General features: G+C 36.6%; 21 protein-coding genes. 10 read left to right on the top strand and 11 right to left on the bottom strand.

What is annotated here, in order from left to right:
- Positions 1–340: 340 nt before the first annotated feature.
- On the top strand, positions 341–2,371 hold the full coding sequence (locus tag ANA7108_RS0102950) for an elongation factor G (protein WP_016949272.1): 2,031 nt from the start codon (positions 341–343) through the stop codon (positions 2,369–2,371).
- 91 nt (positions 2,372–2,462) lie between these two features.
- Here ANA7108_RS0102950 and ANA7108_RS0102945 read toward each other — a convergent pair whose 3' ends face one another.
- The 4 genes from ANA7108_RS0102945 to ANA7108_RS0102930 all read right to left on the bottom strand — a co-directional run bounded on the left by ANA7108_RS0102945 (position 2,463) and on the right by ANA7108_RS0102930 (position 4,691).
- Positions 2,463–2,930, bottom strand: a complete 468-nt coding sequence (locus ANA7108_RS0102945; RefSeq protein WP_016949271.1) for a DUF29 domain-containing protein — start codon at positions 2,928–2,930, stop codon at positions 2,463–2,465.
- Between the two features lie 117 nt (positions 2,931–3,047).
- Positions 3,048–3,515 carry a hypothetical protein gene (locus tag ANA7108_RS0102940; protein WP_016949270.1) on the bottom strand — a complete coding sequence of 156 codons (468 nt, stop codon included), beginning with the start codon at positions 3,513–3,515 and terminating at the stop codon, positions 3,048–3,050.
- A 2-nt stretch (positions 3,516–3,517) separates the two neighbouring features.
- On the bottom strand, positions 3,518–4,021 hold the full coding sequence (locus tag ANA7108_RS0102935) for a hypothetical protein (protein ID WP_016949269.1): 504 nt from the start codon (positions 4,019–4,021) through the stop codon (positions 3,518–3,520).
- A gap of 16 nt (positions 4,022–4,037) precedes the next feature.
- Positions 4,038–4,691 (bottom strand): ParA family protein, encoded by a 654-nt coding sequence (locus ANA7108_RS0102930; RefSeq protein ID WP_016949268.1) that lies wholly within the window; start codon positions 4,689–4,691, stop codon positions 4,038–4,040.
- Positions 4,692–4,847: 156 nt separating this feature from the next.
- Between ANA7108_RS0102930 and ANA7108_RS0102925 the strand changes: the two genes are divergently transcribed.
- On the top strand, positions 4,848–5,744 hold the full coding sequence (locus ANA7108_RS0102925; protein ID WP_016949267.1) for a prohibitin family protein: 897 nt from the start codon (positions 4,848–4,850) through the stop codon (positions 5,742–5,744).
- A 228-nt stretch (positions 5,745–5,972) separates the two neighbouring features.
- On the opposite strand, the gene ctpC is transcribed toward ANA7108_RS0102925, so the two are convergent.
- Both ctpC and ispG read right to left on the bottom strand, forming a co-directional pair.
- Positions 5,973–7,256 (bottom strand): carboxyl-terminal processing protease CtpC, encoded by a 1,284-nt coding sequence (gene ctpC, locus ANA7108_RS0102920; RefSeq protein ID WP_026103957.1) that lies wholly within the window; start codon positions 7,254–7,256, stop codon positions 5,973–5,975.
- 152 nt (positions 7,257–7,408) lie between these two features.
- The gene (gene ispG / locus ANA7108_RS0102915; protein ID WP_026103956.1) at positions 7,409–8,635 is read right to left on the bottom strand and encodes a (E)-4-hydroxy-3-methylbut-2-enyl-diphosphate synthase; all 1,227 of its coding nucleotides are present in this window, start codon (positions 8,633–8,635) and stop codon (positions 7,409–7,411) included.
- Between the two features lie 197 nt (positions 8,636–8,832).
- On the opposite strand from ispG, the gene ANA7108_RS0102910 reads away from it, so the two are divergent.
- Together ANA7108_RS0102910 and ANA7108_RS0102905 are read left to right on the top strand one after the other, a co-directional pair.
- Entirely contained in the window at positions 8,833–9,123 is a 291-nt protein-coding gene (locus tag ANA7108_RS0102910) for a DUF1778 domain-containing protein (protein ID WP_016949264.1), read from the top strand.
- Entirely contained in the window at positions 9,110–9,613 is a 504-nt protein-coding gene (locus ANA7108_RS0102905; protein ID WP_016949263.1) for a GNAT family N-acetyltransferase, read from the top strand. The genes ANA7108_RS0102910 and ANA7108_RS0102905 overlap by 14 nt, the downstream gene beginning before the upstream one ends.
- A gap of 127 nt (positions 9,614–9,740) precedes the next feature.
- Here the strand turns inward: ANA7108_RS0102905 and ANA7108_RS0102900 are convergent, their stop codons facing one another.
- The 3 genes from ANA7108_RS0102900 to ANA7108_RS0102890 all read right to left on the bottom strand — a co-directional run bounded on the left by ANA7108_RS0102900 (position 9,741) and on the right by ANA7108_RS0102890 (position 13,663).
- Entirely contained in the window at positions 9,741–11,288 is a 1,548-nt protein-coding gene (locus ANA7108_RS0102900; protein ID WP_016949262.1) for a CHAT domain-containing protein, read from the bottom strand.
- A 99-nt stretch (positions 11,289–11,387) separates the two neighbouring features.
- Positions 11,388–12,386 (bottom strand): lipopolysaccharide assembly protein LapB, encoded by a 999-nt coding sequence (locus ANA7108_RS0102895; protein ID WP_016949261.1) that lies wholly within the window; start codon positions 12,384–12,386, stop codon positions 11,388–11,390.
- Positions 12,386–13,663: a tetratricopeptide repeat protein gene (locus tag ANA7108_RS0102890; RefSeq protein ID WP_016949260.1), complete on the bottom strand. Its 1,278-nt coding sequence runs from the start codon at positions 13,661–13,663 to the stop codon at positions 12,386–12,388. The genes ANA7108_RS0102895 and ANA7108_RS0102890 overlap by 1 nt, the downstream gene beginning before the upstream one ends.
- Before the next feature lie 146 nt (positions 13,664–13,809).
- Here ANA7108_RS0102890 and ANA7108_RS0102885 point away from each other — a divergent pair, with 146 nt between their 5' ends.
- Positions 13,810–14,841: an isochorismatase gene (locus tag ANA7108_RS0102885; protein WP_016949259.1), complete on the top strand. Its 1,032-nt coding sequence runs from the start codon at positions 13,810–13,812 to the stop codon at positions 14,839–14,841.
- Positions 14,842–14,882: 41 nt separating this feature from the next.
- On the opposite strand, the gene ANA7108_RS0102880 is transcribed toward ANA7108_RS0102885, so the two are convergent.
- Positions 14,883–15,767, bottom strand: coding sequence for a M23 family metallopeptidase (locus tag ANA7108_RS0102880; protein ID WP_016949258.1), 885 nt, complete (start codon positions 15,765–15,767; stop codon positions 14,883–14,885).
- Positions 15,768–15,962: 195 nt separating this feature from the next.
- Here ANA7108_RS0102880 and ANA7108_RS0102875 point away from each other — a divergent pair, with 195 nt between their 5' ends.
- Positions 15,963–17,168: an HhoA/HhoB/HtrA family serine endopeptidase gene (locus tag ANA7108_RS0102875; RefSeq protein WP_016949257.1), complete on the top strand. Its 1,206-nt coding sequence runs from the start codon at positions 15,963–15,965 to the stop codon at positions 17,166–17,168.
- Positions 17,169–17,208: 40 nt separating this feature from the next.
- Here ANA7108_RS0102875 and ANA7108_RS0102870 read toward each other — a convergent pair whose 3' ends face one another.
- Positions 17,209–17,553 (bottom strand): DUF760 domain-containing protein, encoded by a 345-nt coding sequence (locus tag ANA7108_RS0102870; protein WP_016949256.1) that lies wholly within the window; start codon positions 17,551–17,553, stop codon positions 17,209–17,211.
- Positions 17,554–18,203: 650 nt separating this feature from the next.
- On the opposite strand from ANA7108_RS0102870, the gene ANA7108_RS0102865 reads away from it, so the two are divergent.
- From ANA7108_RS0102865 to ANA7108_RS0102850, 4 genes are all read left to right on the top strand, one after another.
- On the top strand, positions 18,204–19,244 hold the full coding sequence (locus ANA7108_RS0102865; RefSeq protein ID WP_026103955.1) for a response regulator: 1,041 nt from the start codon (positions 18,204–18,206) through the stop codon (positions 19,242–19,244).
- Positions 19,245–19,420: 176 nt separating this feature from the next.
- Positions 19,421–19,918 carry a chemotaxis protein CheW gene (locus ANA7108_RS0102860; RefSeq protein WP_016949254.1) on the top strand — a complete coding sequence of 166 codons (498 nt, stop codon included), beginning with the start codon at positions 19,421–19,423 and terminating at the stop codon, positions 19,916–19,918.
- Positions 19,919–19,976: 58 nt separating this feature from the next.
- Positions 19,977–22,229 (top strand): methyl-accepting chemotaxis protein, encoded by a 2,253-nt coding sequence (locus ANA7108_RS0102855; protein ID WP_016949253.1) that lies wholly within the window; start codon positions 19,977–19,979, stop codon positions 22,227–22,229.
- Positions 22,230–22,311: 82 nt separating this feature from the next.
- On the top strand, positions 22,312–25,266 hold the full coding sequence (locus tag ANA7108_RS0102850) for a hybrid sensor histidine kinase/response regulator (protein ID WP_016949252.1): 2,955 nt from the start codon (positions 22,312–22,314) through the stop codon (positions 25,264–25,266).
- The last annotated feature ends 69 nt before the right edge of the window (positions 25,267–25,335 follow it).

The raw sequence follows: 25,335 nt of genomic DNA, 5'->3' as shown, positions 1-25,335 counted from the left end.
TGTCCAAATTGGAAAAAGCCTTGATTTGTAGGTTGGGTTGAAGTATGAAACCCAACAAATGCGTTGGGTTGCGCTGTCGCTTAACCCAACCTACAGAAAATGGACAAGGTATTGATTGTGATAAACGAATTATTTAACAAAAATTTTAGATTCAGAATAAAACTTAGTACTACTTCAATCTTCTTAAAGTAAATCTTACAACAAGCAACGATTTTTTTATCTTTAGATTAAAAGGAGGATAATAAAAAACTAAAGCAGGAATAATTCTCCTGAATCAATAAATGAATTACTCCTGAAAAACACAGAATGCGGTTAAGGGAATCACCGCAAAGGAGGTTTTATGAACGAAAGAGTAAAATCCGGTTCGCGGAATGTGGCAATTGTCGGCCCTTATTTAAGCGGAAAAACCACTTTACTTGAAAGTTTGTTATTTGTCACTGGAGCGATTTCTCGTAAAGGTAACGTTAAAGATGGTAACACAGTCGGAGATAGCGCCAACGAAGCCCGCGACCGACGCATGAGTATTGAGGTATCCGCAGCTAATACCGAATATGAAAATACTCGCTTCACATTTATAGACTGTCCCGGTTCTATAGAATTTGCCCAAGAAACATATAATGCTTTAATGGGAGTCGATGCCGCAATTGTTGTTTGCGAACCAATACGGGAACGTGTACTTACACTCGCACCATTATTTAAATTCCTTGATGATTGGGAAATTCCCCATATCGTTTTTGTGAATAAAATGGATAGGGCAAATATTCACGTTTTAGAAACATTACACTCCCTCAAAGCTGTTTCTAGTCGTCCTTTAGTTGCTCACCAATACCCCATTATGCAAGGGGAACAACTCACAGGATTTATTGATATGGTAAGTGAACAAGCATATCAATATCATCCCGGCGCACCTGCTGATTCTATACCTTTTCCAGCAGAATTAAAAGTAGAAGAACATATAGCCAGAGCAGAAATGCTGGAAGCTTTGGCAGATTTTGATGATCATTTACTGGAAGAAATTTTAGAAGATATCGAACCTCCCCAAGAAGAAATTCTCAAAGATTTAAAATTAGAATTAGGTGCAGATTTAGTTGTACCAGTTTTCTTTGGTGTCGCGGAACAAGATTATGGTGTTAGACCTTTATTAGAAGCACTGTTGAGAGAAGCACCAGAACCCGAAACCACAAGAGAACGGCGTTTAGCTCAAATTAGCGATACTCCTTTAGCTCAAGTTCTCAAAACCTTTTATACTCCTCAAGGTGGTAAACTTTCTCTAGTGCGAGTTTGGCAAGGTACATTAACTGATGGTATTGTTTTAAATGGTGTTCGCGCTGGTGGTCTTTACCGTTTAATGGGACAACAAACACAGCAAATTAATGAAGCTGTCGCTGGGGAAATTATTGCGGTGAGTCGGCTGGAAGGAATTAAAACTGGTGATATAATCTCTACAAATTCCCATAGGATGGAATTACCAAAAGCTGAACAATTAGAACCAGTTTTTGCTTTAGCAATTACCCCAGAAAAACGCAATGATGAAGTCAAACTTAGTGCTGCTATGACTAAGTTATTAGAAGAAGATCCGGCTTTAAATTGGGAACAGCATGGAGATACCCACGAAGTTATTCTGTGGGGACAAGGTGAAATACATTTGCAAGTTGCTTTAGATAGATTGCGTCGCAAATATAATTTGCCTATGTCTACTCATTTACCCCAAGTTCCTTACAAAGAAACTATTCGTAAATCTGTAAATTCAGTTCATGGACGTTATAAACATCAAAGCGGTGGACATGGACAATTTGGTGATGTTTTTCTAGATATTCAACCTTTAGCAAGAGGGGAAGGTTTTAACTTTAATGAAAAAATTGTTGGTGGTGTTGTTCCTAAACAATACATTCCTGGTGTAGAAATGGGAGTGCGGGAATTTCTCACCCACGGTCCTTTGGGTTTCCCTATCGTAGATGTGGCGGTGACATTAATCAATGGTTCTTATCACAGCGTTGATAGTTCGGAACAGGCTTTTAAACAAGCTGCAAGATTAGCAATGCAGACGGGTATACCCCAAGCCCAACCGACCCTGTTAGAGCCGATTTTAAAGGTAGATGTGACTACTCCTAATGAGTTTACCTCTAAGGTGTTGCAGCTGTTGAGTGGGAGACGGGGGCAGATTTTGGGTTATGAAGGTAGACATGATTGGCCTGGTTGGGATAACGTGGCTGCATATTTACCCCAAGCGGAAATGCAGAATTTTATTGTAGAATTGCGATCGCTTACTTTAGGCGTTGGTTCTTTCCATTGGGAACAAGATCATCTGCAAGAAGTCCCGGAAAAGCTGGCTGAACGCATTCTAATTAGTAATGGTGGTAACGGTAAGTAGTAATCTCGTTCCCAGTCTCTGACTGGGAATGCTATCAAGAAAGTTCTACCTTCCGTTTTTTTATCTCACGTAAAAGAAGATAAGAAAAAAATCAAGGTTGTTCTGGTAAATAATCTTGATTTAAACTTTCATCTGTGGTAAATGGAGAATCAAAAGGAAAAATATCAAGTGATAACCCTGTTTCCAAGGAAGCTTGTTTTCTCGCATCTTGATAACATTCGCTAAATACCTCAGAGAAGTATTTTTTTAAACTTGGACTTTCGGTTAAGTCTTCTTTCAATCTGCGTCTATGTTCATAAATAGTAGATAACCAACTATTACTGCATTTTTCAGGATGGTATTTATATTTTAGGAGGTGCATTAATACAACTAATAAGTTGCTTTTTAATGCTCTTTTTTCACTTCTCCCCATGCTTTCAATTTCTTCAATCAAATTGGCTAAATCAATTTCCTCAAAGTTACCATTTTTTAATTGTTTTGCTGTTGTCTCAATCCACAGATAAAAATCTTCATTATAAAGATTTGAATTAGTCGGGTTTGTTGGTTGAGTTGCTGTCATTTTATTCCCACCTCCTCAAATAAATTGTGAGATTTTTGGATAGTGTTGCTGATGCACATATACATTTAAACCTAATTTAAATAAATATATAAATAATAGATAACGTCAGATATTATACTATTTATATTTAGCCCATTCTCCATTACTCAAATTCCTCAATGGAGGTAAATCTTGAGTAGCTTTTATAAATATCTCCGTTTCTCCAAACACATCCTCAAGGCTTAATAAATAAATTTTTAGGTGTGTATTAATATGTTTACTTTGAATAGCTTTATTTAAACGAGAACGAAATCCGTCTGTATAACCAAAACCAGCTAACATTATGCCGATATTAGCTTCATGAATTACTATATTCCCAATAAACTCTGCTGCATAAGAGGCATCCAATATATCCTGGGATAATTTAGATTGAAAATAAATCATCTCATTATCCAATTTTGCATAACCATCTATTCCTCCGTCACGTCCCACTTTTCCTGGTGTTAATCCTAAATAAGCAGCAAAACGTCTTCCTAAATCTTGTTTTGCCGCTTCTGTAGAATAAATAATACCATTCACTAAGGCATCAATTTCTAAGAAATCCATTTTTATTTTTCCTGATTAACTGTTTTAAATTCTCCAACTAATTTTTTATAAAGTAAATTTATACCAACAAACAAACATTCATTGATTCTATCTTTCATCTCCAACTGTTCTATTTTGTTTGATGTTTCAGGCGATAGCCTAATTTTCCCTGAAAATCTATCACGGTCTTTTTTAGACATATTCTCTATGGGACTAATTTGTTTTAACTCGGCTTGATAATTTTCTGATTCTTCATCAATTATCTTTTGGATACTTTCTTTATGTTCAGAGAAAAGAAAATGTACATAACTAATTGCTGATTCTAGAAATAGTTCTTTTCCCAATCTTAGGATTGAAGTTAGTTTCCGTATTTTTTCTAACTCAGAGTTAGTATATCTTAATTCTATATCTAAATCTAAGTTTTGGATTTCTTGTTTTTCTTCCTCTACTTTTTTTGTGCCGTTTTGAATGGCATTATCGACCAAAAACTCTTTACTTTGAGTAGTTACTTTATCTTCTCTAGACATAATTAATCTCCCAAGATTATCCATCTAATAAATCAACAAAGTAATCGTATAAATGTTCTAAGCCTTCATAGTCCCAAATATATTTTCTATCTTGATAAATAGCATTTTGCATTTCCTCTTGACAATCATACATTTGATCTGCAACTCTGTATCTTTGAGGTTTCAAATCATCTTCTAATCTGTCAACGATCTCATATATAGAGGATTGTGATATTCCTAAAGGTACAATAATTACCTGTGGATCATAGCCTGCTTTTGTTTCCAATTGAGCAATAACTTTTAGAGTTCTGGGAAGATTACGCAATGCTTTGATTCTCTGAGATTTATTAACTGGTACTAAAATCAAATCCGGGTCATTACCCACTATTGTTTGTACAGTATTTTTTAGAGGACTGTTAATATCTAAAACAATATGATCATATTGACCTTTTAGTAGCTCTTTTGGTATTGCTTCACGCCTTTCATTATACATTACTGTACTATTTTCGTATTTTTCCCAATCTTTTGATTTTTCTGGATTGCGATCAATGTAAAACTGCCAAAAATCTGCCTGATCATCACAATCAACTAGAAGTGTACTATACTGTCTATTAAGAAGAACACCAGCAATATGCACAGCAAGAGTAGTTTTGCCTACACCACCGTCATTATGAGTACATAGAATAATCAATAGAAACAGTCTCCTGAAAATCTTAAATAGGTATTAAGGTATCCAAATAGAATTTACAGCAATAGCATAACATAACGATTCATAACCAAACCTTAAACTTATTATTATACTTGTATGTTAAGTATATACAACATCTTAACAACACAGGATAATCTTATGGGCTTTATATTACCCCTCCTCACAAGTCTCATAGCAAGTCTTATATATCTGCAAACAGGCAAAATCACCAGCGAAAGAACTAAATTAGCAGTCCGTGGAATTACTATATTGATTGGTAGTATTGCACTAATGCCTTCTATTTCCAGACTTTTAGTGACTGTTCCACCGGGGAATGTTGGTATTATCAATTTATTCGGTAAAGTTGCCGACAATACACTTGATTCAGGTGTTCACGTAGTTAACCCTTTTGCGAAAGTTTTGAATTTTTCCACTCGTCTTAAAGATATCAAGGAAAACATAGATACAACATCTCAAGAAGGTTTAAGTTTAAATCTTGATGTTAGTCTGCAATATAGACTTGACCCCCAGAAAGCAGCAATAGTATATAAAACAATTGGAACTGATGAAAAACAATTGATCATTTCCCGATTTCGTTCCACCGTTCGCGCTATCACAGCAAACTATCCAGCTATTGCAATTTATTCAACAAAACGCCAAGAAATTGTTCAAAAAATTGATCAACAACTCACAACTCAAATAACAGCTTTAGGTTTTATTGTTGACCAAGCACTTTTGAGAAATGTGAAAATGCCTGAAACTTTACAAACAGCAATTCAAGAAAAACTCAAAGCAGAACAAGAAAATGAACAGATGAAATTTGTCTTAGAAAAAGAACGTCAAGAAGCTGAAAGAAAAACAATAGAAGCTAAAGGTATAGCTGATTCTCAAAAAATTATCTCTGGTGGACTGAATAATCAATTATTGCAATTACGCGCAATTGAAGCTACAGAAAAACTTGCTCAATCTAATAATTCTAAAATTGTAGTTATTGGTTCTGAAAAGGGAGGAATGCCTATTTTAATCCAGCCAGATACAGGAACAACCAAACCATAAAATAGTATCTAAGCAAAAAATTGATTACAAAAACCTAGAAATTTTTGAAAAATTGGTAAGTTTAAATACTCCAGAAGAAACCATTTCTGGGCTTATTGAATTAACGAGGGCTGGAAAATGCCAACCCATTTAATTCTGGAGAGTCAGCGTGGTCTTAGGGGATTTCACCATGAGTGACTGGTTTTTAGGCGTGCTGGAGGCATCACCCGAAGGGATTTTGGGTTTAATTTAATTATTATTCGTTGTTGTAGCTTTTTGAGAAACTTGCTTACCTAAAATTTCCACAGCTTTGGCAAATTGAGGATCTTCTAGAGTAGCGAGTTTATCCCGCTCACGTAGCCACAAATCTTGTCTTTGAGCATCTGTTAACTCAACTGTTACATCTGGATCAACACCATGCTTGTTAATATCTTTACCACTGGGAGTATGGTATTTAGCAATGGTCACTGCTAACCCCGAACCATCTTCTAGAGGACGAACGGATTGTACCAAGCCTTTACCAAAGGTTTGCGTACCCACCAAAATAGCGCGTTTGTTATCCTGCAAAGCCCCTGAAAGAATTTCACTGGCACTAGCCGAACCTTTATCTACCAAAACTACCAAAGGTTTAGTAGTCAAAGCTCTTCCCCTAGCTATTTCCCGTTCTTGTTCACCTTGACGGTCAATAGTAGAAACAATGATACCTTTATCTAGCCACATTCGGGCAATGTCCACACTGGAAAATAGTAAACCACCAGGGTTGCCACGTAAATCTAAAATATAACCAGGTACTTTTTTTGCTTCTAAGTTGTTAATAGCATCTTTCATTTCTTTGCCAGAATTGGCGCTAAACTGGTTTAAACGAATGTAGCCAATATTACCTGCTGGTGTTTGCTTCTGGGAAAACTTAACTGGATGGATTTCAATTCGCGCCCTGGTGATGTTAAATTGTTTTGTTTGACCATTCCGCAGAATTTTTAACTTGACTGCTGTTCCGGCTTCACCACGAATCAGAGATACAGCCTGATTAGTGTCCATCCCTTCAGTATTTTTGCCATCAATTTCTAGAATGATATCCTTAGCCAAAACCCCTATTTTAAAGGCAGGTGTATCCTCAATTGGGGCAATTACAACTAATTTCTTAGTTTTCTCATCCTGACTGATAGTAATACCAATACCCGTAAGTTCTCCCGAAGTATCTACTTGCATACTTCTGAATTCCTCTGGGTTCATAAAGCGGGTGTAAGGGTCTTCTAGCTTTTTAAGCATTTCCCGAATGGACTTATAAGCTTCCTCCTTATTAGTGTAGGACTTGCTTAAATATTCTTTACGAACAGCCTGCCAATCTACCTGATTGAAAGTACCATCTACATATTGACGGTAAACAATATTCCAAACTTCATCTACTAATTCCTTGGGACTTGCTTTAAATAAAGCCTGACCACGGGAGTGAATGCCAAGACTAGTAACAGCAATTGTAGAGAGCGTTACTGCCGTAGCACCTAAAACAAGTCTACTTTTTGTAATCACCATAATGACAGTTGTGTCAGAGGGAAAATTTATAGTCAGTATGCCCAATTTAACACAGGGATTGGTGATTGGTGATTGGTAATTGGGGATTGGTTTGTTTATCTCTCCAGATTTCTTTCCTCTTTCCCCCCTTTTCCGTTCACCTATCACCTGATTTAAGGATCTACCCAACGGCCGTCAGCCTTAATGAGGTTGATTAACTCCTCTACACCTTGTGTTTCTGGGACTTTTTTAATTTCTTCTCGGCCACGATATAAAGAAATGTAACCAGGTGTTTTGCCGACATAGCCATAGTCAGCATCTGCCATTTCTCCTGGTCCGTTAACGATACAACCCATGACGGCAATATCTAACCCTGTTAAGTGTTTGGTAGCTTCCCGGACTGTGTGCAGCACTTCCTCTAGATTAAATAACGTCCGTCCGCAAGAAGGACAAGCGACATACTCAACCATTGTTTTCCGCAAACCTAAGGCTTGCAGAATGCTGTAACAGACAGGAATTTCTTTTTCTGGTGCTTCGGTTAGAGATACGCGAATGGTGTCACCAATACCATCAGCTAGTAATGTGGCAATGCCGGCTGTAGATTTAATTCTGCCATATTCACCATCACCGGCTTCTGTCACCCCCAGATGTAGGGGATAATCCATACCTAAATCATCCATGCGTTTAGCCATTAAGCGGTAGGCAGCTACCATTACAGGAACTCGTGACGCTTTCATGGAAATTACCACATTGTGAAAATCCAAAGATTCACAAATTCTAATAAATTCTATGGCAGATTCCACCATACCTTCGGGGGTGTCACCATAGGTAAATAGCATTCTTTCGGCAAGAGAACCATGATTTACGCCAATTCTCATCGCTTTACCTTGATCACGCAAGGAAATTACCAAAGGTGCTAGGGTTTCGCGGATTTTTTCGCCGATTTCGTCAAATTCAGCTTTTGTATATTCGGTGCGGGTAGTATTTGGCTTTTCAAATACATATAACCCTGGATTAATTCGCACTTTTTCAATATGTTTGGCGACTTCCAAGGCGATTTTCATACCGTTGTGATGTACGTCAGCCACAATTGGCACATCACGGTAAGTTTTAATTAATTTCTGTTTAATTTCCGCCAACGCTTTGGCGTGTCCTAGACTGGGAACTGTAACGCGGACTATTTCGCAGCCTATTTCGTGGAGACGACGAATACCGGCTACGGAACCATCAATATCTAAGGTGTCTTCATTAATCATCGACTGCACCACGACGGGGTAGCCTCCCCCAATGGTGACATCTCCCACTTTAACAGGACGGGTTTTGCGGCGTTTGATGGCTGTATCAAAGGCAGGTTGGCTAGATATAGTGTTGGTAGTTTCCAGAGTCGGCAGAGTTTGCATAACCTTAATAAGTAGATTTTCTGTAGCTAAAATATCAGATTGCAAGGGGTTCTGCTTCTCAGATTGCCACAGTTGGGGCTGTTTTGGGGGATGGAGTGGTGAAAAGTTAGAATATCAGTTACGTCATTTTATATATTGTGGTGACAAAATGACACCTTAGCGTTAAAATAAAATTTCATACACATCCAAAATCAGCTATGTCTTCCACTTCTTCTGTCAATGATGCCAGGGTGACAGCAAGGATTTCCACTCAGGTAAAGGAAACTTTGGAACAAGCAGCAGCCCTATCTGGAGCGACTTTAAACCAGTTTTTGGTTCAATCAGCCCTCAAAGAAGCTCACAAAATTCTAGAAGCAGAACGGGTAATTAACTTATCCAAACAGGATGCTGATACAGTTTTTAGCCTAATTGAAAATCCTCCTGAACCTAATTCAGCCTTAAAAGCTGCCGCTGTTAAACATCAAGAATTTTTTCGTGAAAATCATTGAACTGCTCAATAAATCCCATAACCGCGAAAGTTTTAATTGTGGTAATGAGATACTAAATCAATTTCTGATACGCACCGCACGTCAGCATATTCAAAAAGGGATTTCTCGCACTTTTATTTTAGTTGAAACAGAACAACCCAAAACTATTATTGGCTTTTTTACTTTGTCTATTTGTGAGGTACAAACGGAAAAATTACCACCACAGCTTGCTAAAAAATACCCTACAAAAGTTCCTGGTGTTAAACTTGCTCGTTTGGCTGTTACCCAAGACTGGCAACATCAAGGGATTGGTGAAATACTGATGATTGAAGCGATGAAACGAGCTTTAGTAATTGCTGACAATGCGGGAGTAATTGGTCTATTTGTTGATGCTAAAGACGAAAAAGCTCAAACTTATTATCAACGTTATGGTTTTGTTAGTCTTGTAGATATTCCTTTGGAAATGTTTTTACCTTTGGAAACTATTAAAAAGCTGTTTTTAAGCAAGTGAATAAAGGAGTAAAAACCTAATTTATTCGATAACTTTGTTTTGATAGTTTTGATAATGCTTTCATAGCATCAGCTTCACAAGCAAATTTATCTTGTGAAACTTTTTCAACTCCTGAACAGGTTTTTATTTATCCGTCTCCAGTTAAAATAAAACCCGCCCAATTATAAGGGTGTAACTTTTCTGAGTTTTCGCTCTTCAATACTTGTATTTGAGCTTTTTGGAATGCTTCTGCTTTACTCATTCCTTGATGTAAGTTTTCATGAAAAGCTACCATTAATTTAGAAGTTGTGTTACTGGGTACATTCCATAGGCTGGCAACTACCGTAGGACTACCTGCATAAATAAACGCCCAATTTAGCCCAATTACTTCGTCTCCATTTCCAACTTTATATGTGTTACCAATATAAGTTTGACAAGCACTCAAAACTACTAAATCTGTATGACTTAAATCCAATTTATAGATTTCATAAACTTGTAATTTCCCATCTTGATAAATTTCAGAATATTCTTCATCTTTAGCTAAATAAATACAACTTTCTAAAGGTTTAGTTGGTTGAAATTCTCCATGAGCAGAAATGTGTAGAATAGACGTTTTAGGAGATTCTTCCCAAAATTTACTTTCAGTGGCATTTTTCTCAACATAACAGGTACTTTCTTTATAAAATGTAGAAATTTTTTCCACCTCATCCTTTGCAGATGGTAAGTCTTTGAGTCCTGAAGGTGCTGAGGTATTTTGAGGATTTCCCAGTGCAAAAAGCGTAAGTTTATCTCTGGAAACACGTTTCTTAGGCAAGAACCGCAAAACATTAGCACTAGGAAGATTAACTAAAGTGTACTTTTCAACTAAATATTCATCACCGTCAGTCAAGGCTGCAAATGGTAAATGATGCAGAATATTATGGGGAACAATAATTAGTTTATTTGTCTTCAATTGAGATTTTATAGGTTGAATTAACCACTCATAAAGTTGTTGTAATTCTTCAGGATGATTAATATTTGTGTTTGAAAATCTAAAAGCCCTTATTTTTTCAGCGATTTCTTCCTTAGTAATACTCAACTTAAATACTCGAAATTTATACCGAGTAATTACAAAAGCCAAAGTAAAGTTTTTAGTAACAAAATATTCTAATAAAGTAATTTGATTATCTAAATATTGTTGAAGACGGATAGTACAAATAGTTTTAACTTTAAACAAGGAAGCTATTTCTGGCTCTTTTCTTTCTATGTCATTTAATAATTTTTGGCACTCTTGTTTTAGCAAGGAACTTTTCTGTTCATTACCATTACTTTTTAACTGAAATAATTTATTCTTTAATTCTTCTTGATTAAAATGCTTACTATTAGAATTGTTAGCAAATTCTAATTTGTCAAGATTGTTGGCAAGTCTATCAATTAAAATTCTAGCTTTTCTTCTTTCAATATAATTAAATGCTTCTCTATAACATTTTTTATGCCAAAGTAATATGATTAGTTTTTCATAAAAAATAGCCCAGGTTTGATAAAACTCTTTTTCTACATCCTCTATTCCTTGAAAAATAAAGTTTATTGATTCTACAATATCAATAGCTTTCTTGTATTCTTTAATTGCTCTAGAAATTTTCGACTGTGCTGCCCATTTTTCTGCTGATTCTACTAAGATTTTTGCTAATTCTACTTGATTTTCAGTATTTTTCATAATTCAATTTACTATGTATAAAAACTCTATCTTGCTTATTATTTCTAAATTTATAGAAATTAATAAACAAGACAAAGTAATTTTTATATTTGAAACAATTTATGGTAATAATTGTTTAAGTTTTTGATTTATGTAATCAATGTGATCTTGATGCTCTACTGCTCCCAATGTTGTATATTTATTGAGAGATTCCTCTAATAAAGCTTTAGCTTCATCTTTTTTACCAAAAATGATTTTCAGTTCGGCTAGTTCTATTTGTGCTACTGCTGCTTGCTTTATGTCTGTTGCTTTATTTATCGCCGTTTGTAATAGTTCTGCACCTTTTATTGGTAAATCAAGATAATAGTAATAAAATTCACCAAGCTGACAATAAACATCAGAAGTTTTATCAACGTCGCTTAAGTTTTCTAAAATCAAAATTGCCTCGGCAATTAAATTATTTTGTTCATAGATTTCAGATATTTTTAATCCCTGTTCTGTATTTGATAATCCTAGATTTTTAATGTCATTTATTTTCTGATTGATTTCTAATGCTCTAGCAGCAACTATGACTTGAAAACCCGTATTTGGGACAACACTTTCCTCGGTAGAGCGTCCAGTATCTGTAGTAATGATTAAGTTGTGAATTTGATTGGTTTCTAAAGGAGTGCCTGAATAATCAATTTTACAAATACCCCCTTGACAAACATCACTACTATCGACATCTTGTGTCCAGATTTTATTTGCGTCTTTGTCAATTAATTCAATAGTGTAAGTTGTGGCATCAGTAACCTTATTCCAGCGTATAATTGGTTGATTTGAGAGCAGGGAAGTCTTACGTGGAATATAAATAAAAGGAATCTCATTATTCTCTGATGATTGGGGAACCGGAGCAGAGCATAAATCAGATAAAGCAAATGGTTCATTTACAGTAGATAGATTATTAAATACTTGGAAACCTCCGCCACAATCAACTGCAATTCTACCAGAGTCATCTGTTTTTTGAATTCTATTTCCCTTAACAATTGTCCGAATAGTACCTTTTGTTAGAGGGTTCCAAGGACTATCAAGTTTTTCTTGGAATTGTACAGTATCTTGAGTAACTTTAATCTGAGGCATTATTTTTCTCCTTTGTTTGTTGTTAAACGTTCACGAGCTATAAATTTCCATCCATCTACTTCCGGTAGACGTTTATTAGCATCTAGGCACAAATTCCAATATTTCTTAGATGTTTCTGTCTCCTTTAATTTTTCTAAAACTTGAGCCATCAAACAATCAGCAGTACCTTCTTGTTCATTTTCTGGTAAACCTGAATTTGAAATTGCATTGTTTAGTGATGTTTTTGCTTCTTGATAACGCCTTTTGGCACTACGGATCATTTTTTTATCATCTTCAGTATTTCCTTGCTGAAATCTTGTCCAACCAAGATTTTTATAAAATTGATATTGTAATAAACTCTTGTCTGAGTTTTTATCATTTTTTGTTTTCTCTATTAATGATTCCAATATGTAAAGAAGAGAAATAGCCTCATTTGGCTTTTTTTCTAATAAATATAGCCTAGCTAACCGATTATATGCTATTAATATTTTTCCCTGTACTGCTAATTTATATTCACTTCTCGCTTTTTCTAAGTCCTGTAATTGTTCATAAATAAATCCTAATTGATTATGCGCTTGAGCATTATCTGGATCAAGACTAATAGCTTTTTCGTATTTAGAGATGGCGCTATCCCAATCATCATTTTTATAATCTTGATATGCTGGTTGAATGTACCAATTTTCAGCTATGGAAGGTAATCCAACTTTAATTGCTACTAAAAATCCTACTAGTAATAATGAAATTACCAATTTAGCTTCTGCTAAAAAATATGCCGGAATTAGCATTTTAGATAACAATTTTTCAATGACTATTTTTCCGGTTGCTGTTAATACTCCTCCTGCTGTAAATAAAGTTAAAACACTAGGAAAAATTGTTCCTAAAGCACTACCAAATCCTACTCCACCACCTAGAAATCTTGTAGAAATATCTACTACTAAACTCAATGATGCAGTCAAGGAAGCAATAGTTAAAGAGTTCCATAACCAATCATTTTTATCAAAACGATGACTTTCTGGTTTTAAAAACCACCACCAATAATTGACAGGTATTTCTAAACTACTCCGCCATGTGACTAATTGTGCTTTTTGGTTAATTCTATTTGCTTGTTTTTTTAAGCGACTATCCAATTTAAACAAATCCAATAGGATGTCGGCTGAAACATCTGTTTTGTCACTTAATAATTTCTGAATGCGATCGCGCACCAGGAAAACTTGCAAAATTGCTTCTTCTGATAGTTCAGTAGATTCTTCTAAAAGATGAAGTTCTTTTTCATACTGGTCAATTAGTGGCGTTAACACAGCAAAAGCATTAAAATATACTTATTGGGTTTCATCAGAATACCTGACAGAATTAAAATTATCAAGTATCAGGTTACTTTTCTTTACATTGGTTACTATGGTTTTCCGCTACTCAAACCTATCTGTTCGCAAATTTTAATACACTTATGACTAACCCAACCCAACTCCCCATTCCCTCCCACTTCAACCCCGCAAAAGTCGGTGAAGTATACCGCGTACCTTACCAACAACTTGCTGCTGAAGCAGAAACATTTGCAAAACAACAAAATATCCAACCAGCAACATTAGATAAAACCCACATTTGTCTATTATTAATTGATGTCCAAAACACCTTTTGTATTCCTGATTTTGAATTATATGTAGGTGGACAAACGGGAACTGGTGCAGTTGATGATAATACAAGATTGTGTGAATTCATTTATCGCAATTTGGGCATAATTACCAAAATTATCCCCACCCTAGATACTCATACAGCGATGCAAATATTCCATCCGATTTTTTGGATAAATGCAGATGGAGAACACCCCACACCAGCAGCTACTAACATTACACCCGCAGATATAGAAATGGGAATTTGGCAAGTTAATCCAGCAGTTGCTAATAGTGTGAGAAATGGCGATTATGAATTATTAAAAAAACAGGCTTTTCATTACGTTAACCAACTTAGCGAAAATGGTAAATACCCGCTGACAGTTTGGCCTTATCATTCTATGTTAGGGGGAATTGGTCATGCTTTAGTTTCATCGGTAGAAGAAGCGATATTTTTTCATAGTATCGCTCGTCAAAGTCAAACCCAATTTGAATTAAAAGGTGAAAATCTGTTAACAGAAAATTATTCTATTTTACGTCCAGAAGTTTTAGTAGGTTTTGACGAAAAGCCAATTGCTGAAAAAAACACAAATTTAATTAAACAACTTTTAGAATTCGATGCGGTGATTATTGCTGGACAAGCTAAAAGTCATTGTGTGGCTTGGACAATTGACGATTTATTAACAGAAATAAAACAGATAGATTCTACCCTGACAAATAAAATATATCTACTAGAAGATTGCACTTCTCCTGTTGTGGTTCCGGGAATTATTGATTATACAGAACAAGCTAACGCGACATTTGCTAGATTTGCTGAAGCAGGAATGCACATTATTAAATCCACTGAAAAATTGGTAATTGGTTACTGATAATTGGTTATTGGAAACAACTTTTACCCAGTCCCGAAAACCTATTTTGTGAGATAAGGTTTTGGATCTTTTGCTTCCCAACCTAAAAGACCATTAAAACGCATTTCAAAATGTAGATGGGGTTCTCCAGAAGTTGGGATGCCAGTAGTACCTACAGTACCGAGGATGTCACCTGCTTTAATGTTTTGACCCAAAGTGACATTTATCGTCTCAAGTTGGGCGTAACGGCTTTGATATCCACCAATGTGGTTAATAATTACTAACTTGCCATAACTATTTTGGTCTTTAGCAAATACTACAATACCTGGGGCGATCGCTTCCACAGGTGTACCCACTGGTGCGATCAAATCTACACCACTATGAAAAAAAACTGCCTTATTGATGGGGTTGATTTGCCAGCCATAAGGTAAAGCTACAGTTGTACCACTTGGTAAGGGATAGCCTGCTATTGTTGCAGATGGTGCAGTTTGTGCTGGGGAAGCAGCAATAATACGATTAGATGCAGCAGTTACTCCGGGAACAACGGGAACAAAAACAACTCTAGGATTTTGTTGACAACCGTTCATCTCAAACAGGGTATCTGGACGAACTTTGTACTTTGCAGCGACTTGTCGCCAAGTTTGAGTGCGGGGTACTTCGACTACAACCCCATTGAAGGGAGGAATTTGCAGTTCAGTACCAACCGTTACTGTCCCGTTGTTGATAGATGGATTCATGGCGATAATTGTTGCTGGCATCAGCTTGTAGCCCTGTGCTATGCCCTCTAAAGTCTCACCACGAGAAACTTGATGGCGTTGAATGCGAGATAGGGCAGGAATTGGACAACTTGGTACAGCATTGGCGCTTTGTGGTTGTGGCATTGTGGATATTAACCCCAAAGTGCTAACTAAGCCATATAAAAACATTGAACGATAGGAAAAAGTCATGTTCACAAGTTCAGAGAGCGCTAATTCTAGATTTTAGTTGGGGAATCTTAAAGATGGGATATTTTTTTGGCTTGATTCCAAGTTTTCTCCCCTACAAAATTGTTCCTTGCACCCTGCCTGCTTTCTTCTTTTTTGACTACACTTAGAAATTAGTAACTGTTTTGCTGTGAGCGCAATTATTCTTAATTAATTAATATGAAGTTATCTGTGAAGCAACTAGCCATTTATCTGTTTTTAGTAGTAATGGGCGGTGGTTTTGGTGTATTTGGCAGTCGATATCTTTTGCCACATAATCCCTCATTTCTAGAGTTAAAAAATGTCACAGCGGCCTTACCTCCAGAGGCTGTTGTTCCATATTCTGTCCCAGGAGTGGGGAATGCTGTTGGCGGCGATAATGTAAATTTTATTGCTACTGCTGTACAGAAAGTTGGCCCTGCGGTTGTGCGAATTAATGCAACCCGTAAAGTGGCAAATCCGATTTCTGAAGCCTTCAACAATCCTCTGTGGCGGCGTTTTTTCCCAGAGGATGAAAAACCAATTCCTGACGAAAGAATTGAGCGAGGTACAGGCTCAGGATTTATTTTGAGCGAAAATGGGGAATTACTAACCAATGCTCACGTAGTAGCAGAGACAGATACTGTCCAAGTTACCCTGAAAGACGGTCGAACTTTTGAGGGGAAAGTGGTAGGAGTTGATACTGTAACAGATGTAGCAGTGGTGAAAATTCCCGCTGATAAATTGCCGACAGTGAAGTTAGGTAATTCACAAAACTTAATTCCTGGTCAATGGGCGATCGCTATTGGCAATCCTTTAGGTTTAGATAATACTGTCACTATCGGCATTATCAGCGCCACAGACCGCACTAGTTCCCAAGTTGGTGTTCCCGATAAGCGCGTTAGTTTTATCCAAACTGATGCCGCAATTAACCCTGGTAACTCTGGTGGACCACTCTTAAATGCCCAAGGTGAAGTTATTGGCGTTAATACAGCTATCCGCGCCAATGCTCAAGGACTCGGTTTCGCTATCCCCATAGAAACCGCTGCCCGCATTGCTAATGAGCTATTTATCAAAGGAAAGGCAGATCATCCCTTTTTGGGAATTGAAATGACGGATCTTTCTCCGTCCAAAAAACAACAGTTGAATCAGGTTAACAAACTCAACATTCAGCCAGATGTTGGTGTTGTCATTAAGGAAGTTTTGAAAAATTCTCCAGCAGAACAAGCCGGATTACTTCCCGGAGACGTGATTCAAAAAATCAACGGTAAAGCAGTAAAAATTACAGCCCAAGTACAGAAGATTGTTGATTCAAGTACAGTAGGTGACATTCTCGGAATCGAAGTCAACCGCAGGGGAAAAACTCAAACCTTGAAAGTGCTATCAGGAACATATCCTCAGCAGTAGTTAATAGTACAGACGTGGTAAATTGCGCCTGTACTCTTGACTATTGATTAGACAAATGCTCTAATTGCATTCGTTGTTCCATTTGGCGCAAGAAATATCCGGTCATCATTGCTGATGCTAACAGCCCTGCTAAATTATCCCGGTCTGTAGTAATTTGCACATTAAAACTTTCTCCTGGGAGCATTCCTATCAGCCCTTGGACGTTCTGGGAAATGATTTGTTTAATTTCCGGGCTAACTGACTGGGCTACACGGGCTAGGACTTCGGGAGACTGATGCTGCAAATATTTGAGTAACTGGTTCGGATTTTCCCCAAAGTGATCGTTCAAAAGCTGATTAGGGTGTTGCTCAGAGTTGTCATTCAAAAAGTCAGGATCAAACACCATTGGCAATTTTCTTGAGCTTAGTTGCTAATTCTACTCTAAACCATAGTCAACGGATAGTGCATTCTTGTAAAGTTGCAACGCATCTTATTGATAAGCAAGGCAACTGAAAACTCTGGAGAAACAGCAACGCATCTACACTTTTCATGCTATTCCTCCCGTCAGGGGGATAAATAGCTGGACGTGAATACTTATCGTTAGGATCAGGCAGGAGACAGGAGGGAAGAGGAGTTAAACGGCGTGAATTTTTCTTCACAATTGTGTCTAAATATATGTTGATATCAATCCAATTGATATGGAATGGGGGATTGAAAATATATTAAACGCTTTACATTCTCGCTTAGAAGTGTCTACTCATTTACAGCCATCTTCAGCTGCTTGTGGAGGTTTGAGCCTCCAGTGACGCTGACTACAAATTAGAACATCAAATTTTGTATTTAGGATGACAAAGTATTTGATGTTTTATACTTGATTTTAATTGTGAAGTATATGCTGTGGCAATCCTAAATCTATGTTAAGCAAATCAGTTGCTTGTTTCATTTTCTGTATTAGTAAGAGTCTAGCAATGCTAAAATCATACGTCACAAATTAGATAGGATTGCTATGTGCAGATTCAAATCACAAGTATTGAATTTAGCTAAAGTAAAAGCAAAATGATGACAACTCCTCTAGGTAGCTACAGGTTGTTTCAGAAACTACATCCACTGTCCCTGTTAGCACAACTCAGTACTCGACGAGTGACAGGATGCTTAAATGTATTTACTAATATAGTTTCTTGGTCAATCTATTTACAAGACGGTAAACTAACTTATGCTACTTATTCAGTTAAAGTATTTGAGCGTCTTGAAAGTCACTTACAACGCTTAAATCAGAAAATTCCCACTTTTAACAGTGTAACTTATGAACAGATGGGGCTAATTTCCGCAGCCCAAACCGAGTTAATAGCAAACGCAGACTATCATGCTATTTGCTGGTTAGTAAAACAAGACTATATTACCTCTGCACAAGCTGGAATGCTGATAGAAGAATTAGCAAAAGAAGTCCTGGAATCATTTCTATGTCTAAAAGAAGGTAACTATAAACTTAATTCTGATAATTCTTGGGATGAACTACCAAAGTTCTGTCATTTAGATTTGCAATTGATTGTAGAACATTGTCAAAAGCAGTTACGCTATCGCCAGAATATCAAACCAGTAATATCATCTCATAGTAGTTCACCAACTCAGGTATTACCAGAAAATCAACCAGAAGAAAAATCAGCTAAATTACCAAAAATATCTCTTGCTAACCAGAAAAATCACAAAAATAAGCAGTCGTCTCTTAGCAAAAATCATTATACAATTGCCTGTATTGATGATAGTCAAGCAGTTTTAAATTCTCTTAGGCATTTCTTAGACGAACAGACATTCATAGTAGTCTTGATTAATGACCCAATTAAAGCTTTAATGCAAATTATCAGAAGTAAACCTGATCTGATTTTGTTAGATGTAGAAATGCCCAATTTAGATGGTTATGAACTCTGCTCATTATTACGGAGACATTCAGCATTTAAAAATACACCTATTATTATGGTAACGGGAAGAACAGGCTTTATTGACAAAGCAAAAGCTAAAATTGTCAGATCATCAGGCTATTTAACCAAGCCGTTCACTAGAGCAGATTTACTAGTAATGGTGTCTAAACACATTAGCTAATTGAGTAATTGCCAGTCAAATAGATAAATTATTAATACTGGCAATGGAGATTTTAATAATACTTATCGTGAAGTTGAAACTTACTGATGATAATTTCGATATTTGACGATAAAAATAGCCAATTAAATGATATTAGTAAATAAATATGCCATCAATAAGCTAAAAATCTTCCATATATGGCAAATTCCAAAATAACCCTGTACTATCAACCCATCCAAAGCTCCTTAGGAAACAGCTATCTTAAATTTCAACTCAATCAACAAACTACGGCTGTTTTATCAATTAATCATACCCAAGAGGCGATTATTATACCAGTTGAATCCGTGACAGCAATGCCGAATATGCCCACTTGCGTATTAGGATTAATGAATTGGCGTAGTCGGATTATTTGGGTAATTGATCTGCCAAAAATGTTTAATTTAGAATGCTTAGATCATCGACTTCGACAGTATAATATCATCGTTATCAAAGTTGAATCATTGCTGTTGGGCTTAGTTGTGCAAGAAATTAAAGGTACAACTAAATTGATGTCTGATAATATTCATTCTCCTGTAGGACAAGTGGCTTCTAGTTTAGTTCCTTATTTATGTGGCTGCGTAGAGCAGAAAGAAGAAACTTTACTCGTATTAGATGCACAAAATATTGTAAATTATGCTAATCTTCGCAGTGATTAAGTCATCATAAAGAATCGCTCTTTACTGTTATTTTTAATAACATCAGGGGAATTATTTCATGTTTAATAAAACCAAGGCTGATCAAAATGGTGATACTAAAAATAAAGCATCTATAATGGCATCACCAAAAGTTACTGATACTAAAATCGAGATAGCTATTAAGTCTGATAATGAGACAAATAAAAATTACTTTGGCAATTCTGCATTTAAATATTTGCAGCGGCTTAAATTAAGCACAAAAGCGATATTTTTTGCACTTGCTATTGGTACATTACCAGTAATGGGAATGGGAATAATTGCCTACATATCTGGTAGTAAATCGATTAATAAGCAAATTATCATAAATCAAGAAACTGGAGTGACTAGCTTCAGCGACACTATTAATCGGTTTTTGTTGGCAAGGTATGGAGATATTCAGATACTTTCTAATCTCCCCTTTTTGACAAATGCTCAAGTTAGTCAAACTACTGTTCTTCCCCAAAAACAGGCAGTATTAAACCGCTTTATCACGGCTTATAAAGCCTATGACAGTGTAGCAGTATTGGATCTGAATGGGCGAATAATTCTGCAAAATAGCGGTAAAGCAATACAAGAGGAAAGAACCAAAAAATATTTCCCAGAGGTTTTGCAAAAAAACGCTGTTGTGATTAGTCAACCCGAAAAATTAGAAACTGTTGGTTTAGTAATTTATATAGCTGCACCAGTTAAAGAAGGAGCCACAGGAAAAACTATTGCGATAGTGCGAACCCGGATACCTTTACAACTTTTAGAAAATTCCATTAAAAATGAACTAACCAATAATAATAACTATTATTTGGTTGATGCTTCAGGAAAACTATTCCTCAGTCCTAAGTCAGATTTATTAGGGCAAGAGGCTACAGTAATATATCCTAGTTTAGCGAACTTACTGGCTAGGCAAAACATCAATGATTTAACAGGAGTTCAAACAATTAATCAAAAGCCAGAAATAATCAGTTATGTGCCATTGAGAAAAATAAAAGGTTTACCGGAACTCAACTGGCAGGTAATTATGTCTCAAGATGCAAAAACAGCTGTTGAGCCGCAAAGACAATTTCTGATTTTTATTGCTAATAGAACAGCACTGATAGCATTCTTAATGACATTACTTGTAGCTTGGTTAGCTCAGGAAATGACAAAGCCAAATTCAGATAAATCTGCGGTAGTAGCAATCCGGGCTGAAGATGAAATCAAAACTCCTGTAGAAATTCCCAGAGAGAATGAAATACCCATCTCTGTCAAAGAGTCGGAAATTCAAGCGAATAGAGAAGCTACCTCAGAGCAGCAATGGCAACAAAAAGACACACTACATCTGCAACTTTTGAAGTTAATTACCGAGGTAGAAAATGCTGCTCACGGAGATTTGACGGTACAAGCTGATATCGTATCTGGGGAAGTTGGTACTGTTGCCAATGTTTTCAACTCAATTGTAGAAACCCTACGAGATATTGTCACCCAAGTCAAACAGACTGCGATACAAGTCAATACAGCCCTTGGCTCAAATCAAGATGCTATCCAACAATTAGCAGAGATATCACTTACACAAGCTTCTGAGATCAATCGCACCTTAGAAGCTGTCGAACAAATGACCAGTTCCATGCAAGCTGTAGCTGATGACGCTCAACAAGTTACTGCGATTGCAAATCATGCTAACCACACCGCTACTAAAAGTGGAAAAGCGATGGATTTGACAGTGCAGAATATTCTGTCTTTGCAAGAAACAGTCGGTGAAACTGCTAAGAAAGTTAGGCATTTAGGAGAATCCTCCCAGCAAATTTCCCGCGTAGTGTCTTTAATTAATCAAATTGCCATCCAAACTAATTTATTAGCGATTAATGCAGGTATTGAAGCGGCGCGGGCTGGGGAAGAAGGTCAAGGTTTTGCGGTAGTTGCTGAAGAAGTTGGAGAATTAGCGGCTCGGAGTGCGGCTGCTACTCAAGAAATTGAGCAAATTGTCGAGAAAATTCAACGAGAAACTAATGAAGTAGTCAAGGCGATGGAGATAGGAACTACTCAAGTAATTGAAAGTACCCAAATTGTTGAAGATGCTAAACAGAGTTTGGGTGAAATTTTAGATGTGTCCCAGCAAATAGATGCTTTAGTCCAGTCAATTTCTACAGCTACTATTTCTCAGGTACAAACATCTCAAGTTGTGAGCCAATTGATGAAAGATATTGCTGCTACCTCCGAACACACCAGCAATTCTTCGCACCAAGTTTCTCAATCTCTACAAAAAACTGTGGAAATTTCCCAGCATTTACAACAGACTGTCGAGACTTTTAAAGTCAATTAAGTCAGTCATTAATTACCAGTGGCATAAATTCCTAAATTATCAATTCCAAATCTAAAACTGAATGACTGAGGACTAATGATTTATGACGAATGATAAAGAACTGGAAATCCAGATGCAGTTTCTGGAAGAGGCAACTGATTATTTAAACACATTAGAAAGTATCTTGCTAGAAATCGATACTAGCAAGCATATCGATTTAGATAATATCAATGCTGCAATGCGAGCCGCTCATTCTATTAAAGGTGGCGCGGCTATGATGGGGTTTCGGGTATTGAGTGATTTGTCTCATCGGCTAGAAGATTCTTTTAAGGTTCTGAAAACCAGTAAAAATTCCCTAGAAATTGACACTCATTTACAGAGTTTATTGTTATCTGGTGTTGACTGGCTGCGGCAAATTGTAGATTTGTTATCACAAAGAAAAGCTCTAGATGATAAGTGGTTAAAAACATTTTGCTATCCGATTTTTGATGAATTACATCAGCGGTTGGGTGATCCGTCTCCTGAAGATATTAGAACCATGCTATCCTCAGAAGATAGTCAGGGAATTATTCCATTGTTATTTGAAACCGAAGTAGAAGAGTATTTGCAGCGACTAGAATCTCTGTTAGCAAATAGTTCTCAACTGGAGTTACAGCAAGAAGTGGGGATAATGGCGGCAGAGTTGGGTGGGTTGGGGGAAATGCTTCAGTTAACTGCTTTTACTCAGCTTTGTGAATCAGTTAATCATCACTTAAAAACTGCTCCTGATCGCTTTGTAGAAATTGCTCAGTTAGCATTGCAAGCATGGCGGCGATCGCAAGCTTTAGTGCTGACAAATCAAAAAAATAGCTTACCAAGAGATATTCATCTAGGTGCAGTTAGAAATATTCAAAAGCAGGTTATTACCTCGCCAATAGTCCCAATTAATGAAAATTTATTGGTAGATGAGGAGGTAATTACTGATTCTGAATCATTAGAGATAGAGTTACCACCAGAAATTAATGCTGTTAATTTTCCTGAACCAAACAAAACGGTTACTCCAGAAATTCCATCTTTAGATTATAAACAAATTGAACGTAAAGGTGATATTATCACTGTTTCTAAAGATAAAGAAAATCATGAAAATACAGTTCGAGTTCCTAGTAAGCAACTAGAGGAGATTAATGATTTATTTGGAGAAATAACTATCCAGAGGAATGGACTAAATTTACAATTAGAAAGATTACGAAAATTAGTCTTTGGTCTTAGCCAACGAGTACAAATTCTTGATCAAGAACATCAAGAAGTACGGTTAGCATATGAAAAAATTATTACGGAAACTTTGGCAGCTAATCATCAGACACCAGACAGAGATGCAGATGTCAATGGGTTAGAAATGGATGCCTATCAAAAATTAAATTTGTTATCTCAGGAAGTGATGGAAACTATTGTTCAAGTAGCAGAAGTCACTAGCGATATTCAATTGAGTGTTGATGATACAGATCAAATTGCGCGAAAGCTAAATAAGACATCTAAGCAAGCTCAGAGAAAGTTAACACAAGTGAGGATGCGTCCTTTATCTGATTTGGTAGAACGTTTTCCCAGAGCAATTCGTGATTTAAATGTTGAGTATGGCAAAAATGTCCAATTAAATATTGAAGGTGGGAAAACTTTAATTGAACGCAGCATTTTAGAGGCTTTGAATGAACCTTTAATGCATTTGTTACGTAATGCTTTTGATCATGGAATTGAAGATCCAGCAACTCGTCATGCTCAAGGGAAGCCAGAACAGGGATTAATTGAAATTAAAGGATATCACCGCAGCGATCGCACTATCATTACAATGCGTGATGATGGTAGAGGCATTTCTCTAGAAAAAATCCGCCAACGCGCCATCACAATGGGTTTAGATACAGCATTAATAGCTGGTGCTAATGATGAAGAACTACTATCCCTGATTTTTGAACCTGGGTTTACGACTTCTGATCAAGTCACAGCTTTATCTGGTCGTGGTGTAGGTATGGATGTTGTTCGCAATAACCTGACACTGGTGCGGGGTGATATTAAAGTTGATACACAGCCAGGAATTGGCACGACCTTTACTTTATCAGTACCCTTTACACTGTCAGTTGCACGAGTGTTATTGGTAGAGATTGATACTAATAATGTACGACATCAGCGTATGGTCTTGGCAGTTCCTACAGACGTAGTTGCGGAAATCTTCTTACTGCAAAACGATCAGGTTTTCTCAATGGATGGTGGAGAATTCCTCAACTGGCAAGATACTATGTTACCTTTAATGCGTCTAGGTAATTACTTTGAGTTTAATTGTTCCCACTACAATAGTTTAGACATAGAAAGTCCCACAGGCATTAATGCCAGTAGCGTGTTAATAGTCAAAAATGATCATCAACCAGTGGCTGTGCAAGTAGACCGTTGCTGGGGTGAACAAGAAGTGGCAATTCGCCAAGTTGAAGGAAATATACCTTTACCCGAAGGTTTTAGCAACTGCACAATTCTCGGTGATGGTCGGGTAGTACCACTGGTAAATACTAATGAGTTGGTATCTTGGATTACGAATAATCAACGTCCCCACAGAAGTAATAAATTACCTAAAACTAGATTAAAAACAGCTTTTCTTAAACCACAAAAAGATAAACCTATAGCTAGACCTGCTCACCAAAAAGGCATGATTTTAATTGTCGATGACTCAATTAATGTCCGCCGTTACTTAGCTCTCACTTTAGAAAAAGGAGGGTATCAAGTTGAACAGGCTAAAGATGGCCAAGATGCTTGGGAAAAGTTAGAAAGCGGCTTAAAAGTTCAAGCTGTAATTTGTGATATTGAAATGCCACGTCTTGATGGTTATAGCTTTCTAGATCGTGTTAAATCCAACACAGAATTTAAAAATATTCCTATTGCTATGTTGACTTCTCGTAGCAGTAATAAACATCGTCAAATGGCTATGCAATTAGGTGCGCGAGCTTATTTTTCTAAACCTTATAATGAGCAAGATTTATTGAGAACTTTGGAAGATATGATTATGAGAATGGCAGAAACAATATCATCTAATAATTGAATAGATCACTTTAAAAGGATGTTGATAAACCGACTAGAAGTCACATATACCAAAGAGAAAACCCACCTG

The organism is Anabaena sp. PCC 7108 (assembly GCF_000332135.1).
In the GTDB taxonomy this organism is placed as follows: Bacteria; Cyanobacteriota; Cyanobacteriia; order Cyanobacteriales; family Nostocaceae; genus Anabaena.
Note: the sequence above shows the minus strand (reverse complement) of the source record. Positions and strands in the feature narration are given on the sequence as shown.